Genomic DNA, 5,907 nt, shown 5'->3' with positions numbered 1-5,907 from the left:
ATCGGCGCGTGATCGAGGGGGAGGACGCGGGGGCGCGGCGGCGCCCGCCCCGCTGGGCGGCGCTGGCGGCGCTGTTCGGCGCGGCCGGGCTGGCGCACCTCCGCCGCCCGGCCGGGTTCGACGCGATCGTGCCGCGCTCCCTGCCCGGCCCGCCGCGCGCCTGGACGACCGCCTCCGGCGCCGCCGAGCTGGCCCTGGCCGCGGGCCTGCTGCTGCCGCGCACCCGCCGCGCCGCCGGCTGGGCCGCCGCGGCGTTCCTGGTGGCGGTGTGGCCCGCCAACGGGCGCATGGCCCTGGACGCCCGCCACCACCGCGGGCGCCGCGGTGCGCTGCGCCGCGCGCTGACCGCCGCCCGGCTGCCGCTGCAGGTGCCGCTGGTGCGCGCGGCGCTGCGGGTGGCGCGCGGGGCGCCGGCGTGACCGGGCGCCGGCGCGCGCTGCTGGGCGCGGCCGCCTCCGGGGCGGCGCTGACCGCCGGGGCCGTCGGGCTCACCGCCGCCGCCGCCGCCTTCGCCCGCGCCGTGGTCACCCCCGCGCGGCACAAGCCCGACGACGTGGAGGTGCTGCAGGTGGGCCCGCGGCGCGTGGTGCTCGCCGCCACCCCGGACACGGTGGTGCCGGGCCGCTACGGGGTGTGGACCGACGGCGGCCGCGGGCACTTCCGCGTCGGCGACGTGCTGGAGAGCACCGGCGAGCGCGTCACGCGCGAGCTGCTGGGCGTGGACCGCGGCACGGCGCAGCCGGGCGCGGGGCGCTGGAACCAGTACTGCTTCGCCGGCACCCCCCGCAGCGCCCTGGGCCTGGAGCACGAGGACGTCGTGGTGCGCTCGGACGTGGGGGACCTGCCGTGCTGGCAGGTGCCCGCGCCCGCCGGCCCGGCGCGGGAGGGGGTGTGGGCGGTGCTCGTGCACGGGCGCGGCGCCACCCGCGAGGAGGCGCTGCGGGCCCTGCCGCTGCTGCACGGCCTGGGGCTGACCTGCCTGGTGCCCGCCTACCGCAACGACGCCGACGGCCCGCCCTCCCCGGCGCGCCGCTACGGCCTGGGCGAGACCGAGTGGCGCGACGTGGAGGCCGCCTGCCGGTACGCCCTGGAGCGCGGGGCGCGCCGCCTGGTGCTGGTGGGCTGGTCGATGGGCGGGGCCATCGCGCTGCAGCTGGTGACCCGCTCGCCGCTGGCGGAGCGGGTGGCCGCCGTCGTCCTCGACGGCCCCGTCCTGGACTGGTACGACGTGCTGGACCACCAGGCGCGGCGCAACCGCGTGCCGGTGCCGCTGGGCCGCTACGGGCTGGGCCTGCTGGGCCACCCGCTGGGCCGGCGCCTGGTGGGCGTGGAGGGGCCGGTGGACCTGCGGCGCATGGACTGGGTGCGCCGCGCCGAGGAGCTGCGCCTGCCGGTGCTGCTGCTGCACTCCGACGCCGACGACTACGTGCCCCCCGGCCCCTCGGCGCGGCTGGCGCAGGCGCGCCCGGACCTGGTGACGTTCGTGCGCAGCAGCACGGCGCGGCACACGAAGGAGTGGAACGTGGACCCGGCGGCGTGGGAGGACGCGGTGCGCGGTTTCCTGACCGGCCACCTGGGGGCCGGCGCGGGGGGTGCCGGGTGAGCCGCACCGCCCGCGCGTTCTGGACCACCGCTCCGGGCACCGGTGAGCTGCGCGAGGAGGAGCTGCCCGTGCTGGGCGTCTCCGACGTGGAGGTCACCGCGGAGTTCTCCGCCATCAGCCGCGGCACCGAGGCCCTGGTGCTGGCCGGGGCGGTGCCGCCCAGCCAGCACGACGTGATGCGCGCGCCGTACCAGTCCGGGGAGTTCCCCTTCCCCGTGAAGTACGGCTACCTGTCGGTGGGCACCGTCACCGCCGCGGGCGGGCGGGTGCCCGAGATGCTGGGGCGGCGCGTGTTCTGCCCCCACCCGCACCAGGACCGCTACGTGGTGCCGGCCTCGGCGGTGCTGGCGGTGCCGGCGGCGGTGCCGGCGGCGCGCGCGGTGCTGGCCGGGATGCTGGAGACGGCCGTGAACGGCGTGTGGGACGCGCAGGTCGGCGTCGGCGACCGCGTCAGCGTGGTGGGCGCCGGGGTGCTGGGGATGCTGGTGGCGGCGCTGGCGGCCCGGGTGCCGGGCACCGACGTGGAGCTGGTGGAGGTGCGCGCCGACCGCGCCCGCGTCGCCGCCGCCCTGGGCGGGCGGCTGGTGGCCCCCGACGACGCGCGCCGCGAGCGCGACGTGGTCCTGCACACCAGCGGCACCGGGGCGGGGCTGTCCACGGGCCTGGCGCTGCTGGGCGACGAGGGGGTGCTCACCGAGCTGAGCTGGTACGGCGACCGGCCCGTCGAGGTGCACCTGGGGGAGGGCTTCCACTCCCGGCGCCTGGCGGTGCGCGCCAGCCAGGTCGGGCGCGTGCCGCCGTCGCGGGCGCCGCGCTGGACGCCGCGCCGGCGCCTGGCCCTGGCGATGCAGCTGCTCGCCGACGACGCCTTCGACGTGCTGCTGGACGGCGAGAGCGACTTCGAGGACGCCGCGCGGGTCGTCCCGGCGGTCGTCGGCCCCGGCGGGGCGGCGCTGTGCCACCGGCTGCGCTCCCCCGCCGCGGGCGCCCCCGGGGCCTGAGCGCCGCCGGCGGCCCGGGTGCCGCCGCGCGCGCCGGGCGGCACGATGGGGCGGTGCCGCCGCCGGCCGTGCCCGGGTGCGGGTGCCGCGCCTGCGCCGAGCGCACCCGCTCCACCGGCGCGGGTCCCGGCGGCGCGGACCCCGCCCGCGCCGCACCGGTGGTGCTGGTCCTCGTGGGGGCCGCGGGCAGCGGCAAGACGACGCTGCGCCGGCGCCTGCTGGCCGCCGCGCCGCAGCTGCCCGTCGTGAGCCTGGACGACCTGCGCCGCGAGCTGCGCGCCGCCGACGCCGCCGCGGGCCGGCCGGTGCGGGCGCTGCAGGCGTACTCGCTGCCCGCGGTGCGCCGCGCGCAGCGCCGCTGCCAGGCGCTGGCCGGCCTGGGCGCCGGCTACCTCGCCGACGCCACCCACCTGCGCCGCGCCGAGCGGGTGGCGCACCTGCGCACCGCCGCCGCCGCGCACCTGCCGGCGGAGGCGGTGCTCCTGCCGGACCTGCCGCCGGCCGAGCTGCTGCGCCGCGACGCCGCCCGGCCCGCCGACGAGCGGGTGCCCGCCGGGGTGCTGGCCCGCCACGCGCACCGGCGGTCCCTGCTGTCGGCGCCGGCGCTGCTCGCCGACGGCTTCGCGGTGGTGCACGAGCTGCCGAGCCCGCCGGGGTGCACCACCATGGCCGGTGGGTGCAGCCGGTCGCCCGGGACGGCGCGGGCGAAGGGCGGCGGGACGGACGTGGTGGCAGCGGTGGGGACGCAGCGGGCGCGGTCGAGGGGGGCGGTGCTGGTGTCGGCGGCCGGGCGCGGCGCCCTGGCCGGGCTGGCGGGGGTGGCCGCGATGACGGTGGGGGAGAAGGCCGAGCAGGCGCTGACGCACCGGCCGGACTCGCACGTGCCCGGGCGCGCGCTGCTGGGCCTGCTGGGCCGCCCGGCGGGGGACGCGCAGCGGCCGGTGCTGGCGAACCACGCGATGCACTGGGGCACCGGGGCCACCCTGGGGGCCCTGCGCGGGGTGTGGTCGGTGCTGGGGATGCGCGGGCCGCGCGCGCACCTGGCGCACACCGCGGTGCGGCTGTCCTTCGACCAGACGGCGGAGAACCTCTCCGGCGCCGGTGCCCCGCCGCACACGTGGCCGGTGCGCGAGCAGGTCGTCGACGTGGTCCACAAGGCCGTGTACTCGCTGGTGACGGGCCTGGTCGCCGACCGCCTCGTGGCGCCGCGGCTGCTCTCGCAGCGCGGCACGGACAGCCACTGAGGCGCACGGACGGGCGCACGGGGCGAGGGCGGGCGGTGGGCGAGCGCGGCGGCGGTCCGCCGGTGACGCCGGACGGGCGCTACCTCGTGGTGCGCGGGCGGCTGTGGCGCCGCGCGGACCCGGCGCTGCCCGAGGAGCGCCGGGCCGCGCTGGTGGCGGAGCTGATGGCGGCGCGGCGTGCGAAGGGCGCGGCCCTGCGCGCCGACGACGACGGCGCGGTGCGCTCGGCGAGGGAGCGGGTGCAGGCGGCCAAGGAGGCCCTGGGCGAGCGCGGGCCGGTGTGGTGGTCCGACGGCGCCCCGGACCTCACCCGCCGGATGGCGCGCACCACCGCCTACGCGGACTGGTTCGCGGCGCTGGACGAGGACGCGCCCGGGGACGACGCGCCGGGGGCCTGACGCACCCGGGACCGGCGGTCGGAGCGCCCGCCGCCGGTGGCCAGGGCCAGCGCGAGCACCAGCACGTCCGGCAGCACCAGCGCCGCGGGCCGCTGCGCGAGCCAGCCCGCCGCGGCGCCGGCGCTGCCCGGCGCGCCCAGCGGGCCGGGCACCTGCGGCACCGCGGCGCTGAGCACCGCGCACGCCAGCAGCACCGGCTGGTGCAGCAGGTACACCGGCAGGCAGCGCCGGTTCACCGCCGCCAGCACCCGACCGGTGCGCGCCCCGCGCAGCAGCCGCTGCAGCACCGGGCGCAGCAGCAGGAAGGTGCCCACCTGCGCGGCCGCCAGGGCCAGCGCCGCCGCCGAGGGCGGGGCCAGGTTCGAGCGGGCCGCGCCGGGCACCCCCACCGCCGAGGAGGGGTGGCGGGCCACCCCCAGCAGCACCGCCAGCGCCACCGCACCGGCCGCGGCGAGCGCGGCCCCGGCCCGCGGGGGCAGGGGGGCGTCGGCGTGCCGCAGCCCCAGCCCGAACGGCACGGACCAGCACAGCAGCGCCTGCACCGCCACCGCCACCGGCGTCGCCGCCCACCCGGTCCCGCCGCCGACCGCGTCGAGCAGCACCACGGCCGCGGCCGGCGCCAGCAGCCACAGCGCCGAGCGGGCCAGCAGCCGCTGCAGCGCCGGGCGCAGCAGCGACAGCGCGGCGAGCACCGCCAGGAACCACAGCGGGCTCAGCGCCAGGGCCACCACGGTGGGGGCGGTGCGCGGGCCCGGCACCGCGGCGGGCGCGGTCGCGACCAGCGCGGCGAGCACCACCGCGAGCGCGGCGAGCACCACGGGCGCGGCGGGCGCCCCGCGGCGCGCCGGTGCACCGCCGCGCCCGCGCCGCGCCGCGGCGAACCCGGCGGCGAGGAAGAGCGGGCCCAGCGTCTGCAGCACCCACGTCAGCGGGGCCAGCCCCGGCAGCACCGGCAGCGGGCTGACCGCCGCCAGGCCGTCCGGGCGCACGGCCAGGCCCGTCACGAGCCAGTGCCCGGCGACGACGGCGGCCAGCGAGCCCACGCGCAGCGCGTCGACGGTGCGGTCGCGCCCACCGGGCACCTCCCGCCGCGCGGCGGGCGCGGCGGGACGGGTCGCGCCGGTGGGTGGGGCGAGCGCCGGGGCGCTCACGGCGCGGTCACCAGCGCGGCGACCGCGGCCAGGGTGGCGCTGCCGCGGGCGAGGTAGTCCGAGTGCCCGTGCACGCCGTCCACCGGCAGGCGGCGCGCGCCGGGCGCCGCGGCGGCGTCGACGCCCAGGCCGAGGCCGAGGACGTGCACGTGCGGCACCCAGCGCACCGGGTCCCCCTCGCCGGTGGCGACCCAGCGGCGCACCCCGGCGGGCAGGTCCCCGGAGCCGACGCCGGGGCTGGCGAGGTCCACGACGTGGCGGACGCCGCGGGCCGCGCCGTCGGCGAGCGCGGCCGCGCACACGGTGCTGCCGTAGCTGTGGCAGAGCAGGACGGTGGCCCGGTGCTCCGGCGAGCGGTGCAGCGCCTCCAGGGTGGCGCGCAGCGGGCCGGCGGCGGCGCGGGCGGCGGCGTCGGTGGCGGCGCCCGGCCCCAGCCCGGGCGGGGCCGGGTGGGCGGCCCAGGCGAGCACGGCGGTGCCCGGCGCGGCGGTGCCCGGCGCGGCGGTGCCC

Annotated in this window: 7 protein-coding genes; 5 read left to right on the top strand and 2 right to left on the bottom strand. The window is 81.5% G+C overall.

What is annotated here, in order from left to right; all coding sequences use genetic code 11:
- Nucleotides 1–8 precede the first annotated feature (8 nt).
- Genes GTR00_RS12555 through GTR00_RS12535 form a run of 5 tightly spaced genes read left to right on the top strand, consistent with a single transcriptional unit; the run spans nucleotide 9 to nucleotide 4,246 of the window.
- Nucleotides 9–419, top strand: coding sequence for a MauE/DoxX family redox-associated membrane protein (locus GTR00_RS12555; RefSeq protein ID WP_407659688.1), 411 nt, complete (start codon nucleotides 9–11; stop codon nucleotides 417–419).
- A complete protein-coding gene (locus GTR00_RS12550) occupies nucleotides 416–1,603 on the top strand; it encodes an alpha/beta hydrolase (RefSeq protein WP_166611953.1) in 1,188 nt (395 codons plus the stop codon). Before GTR00_RS12555 ends, GTR00_RS12550 begins: the two co-directional genes overlap by 4 nt.
- Complete coding sequence (locus GTR00_RS12545; protein WP_166611952.1) at nucleotides 1,600–2,604, top strand: zinc-dependent alcohol dehydrogenase; 1,005 nt, start codon at nucleotides 1,600–1,602, stop codon at nucleotides 2,602–2,604. Before GTR00_RS12550 ends, GTR00_RS12545 begins: the two co-directional genes overlap by 4 nt.
- 53 nt (nucleotides 2,605–2,657) lie before the next feature.
- The gene (locus GTR00_RS12540) at nucleotides 2,658–3,848 is read left to right on the top strand and encodes an AAA family ATPase (protein WP_166611951.1); all 1,191 of its coding nucleotides are present in this window, start codon (nucleotides 2,658–2,660) and stop codon (nucleotides 3,846–3,848) included.
- A 35-nt stretch (nucleotides 3,849–3,883) separates the two neighbouring features.
- Nucleotides 3,884–4,246 (top strand): hypothetical protein, encoded by a 363-nt coding sequence (locus GTR00_RS12535; RefSeq protein ID WP_240900010.1) that lies wholly within the window; start codon nucleotides 3,884–3,886, stop codon nucleotides 4,244–4,246.
- On the opposite strand, the gene GTR00_RS12530 is transcribed toward GTR00_RS12535, so the two are convergent.
- Entirely contained in the window at nucleotides 4,183–5,397 is a 1,215-nt protein-coding gene (locus GTR00_RS12530) for an acyltransferase family protein (protein WP_166611950.1), read from the bottom strand. The genes GTR00_RS12535 and GTR00_RS12530 overlap by 64 nt on opposite strands.
- Nucleotides 5,394–5,907, bottom strand: a 514-nt coding sequence (locus tag GTR00_RS12525; RefSeq protein ID WP_205705676.1) for an alpha/beta hydrolase, incomplete at its 5' end; no start/stop codon positions are given. The genes GTR00_RS12530 and GTR00_RS12525, both read right to left, overlap by 4 nt.

This window comes from Kineococcus indalonis (assembly GCF_009906395.1).
GTDB classification, from domain to species: Bacteria; Actinomycetota; Actinomycetes; order Actinomycetales; family Kineococcaceae; genus Kineococcus; species Kineococcus indalonis.
This window is presented reverse-complemented; position numbering and strand designations above follow the sequence as displayed.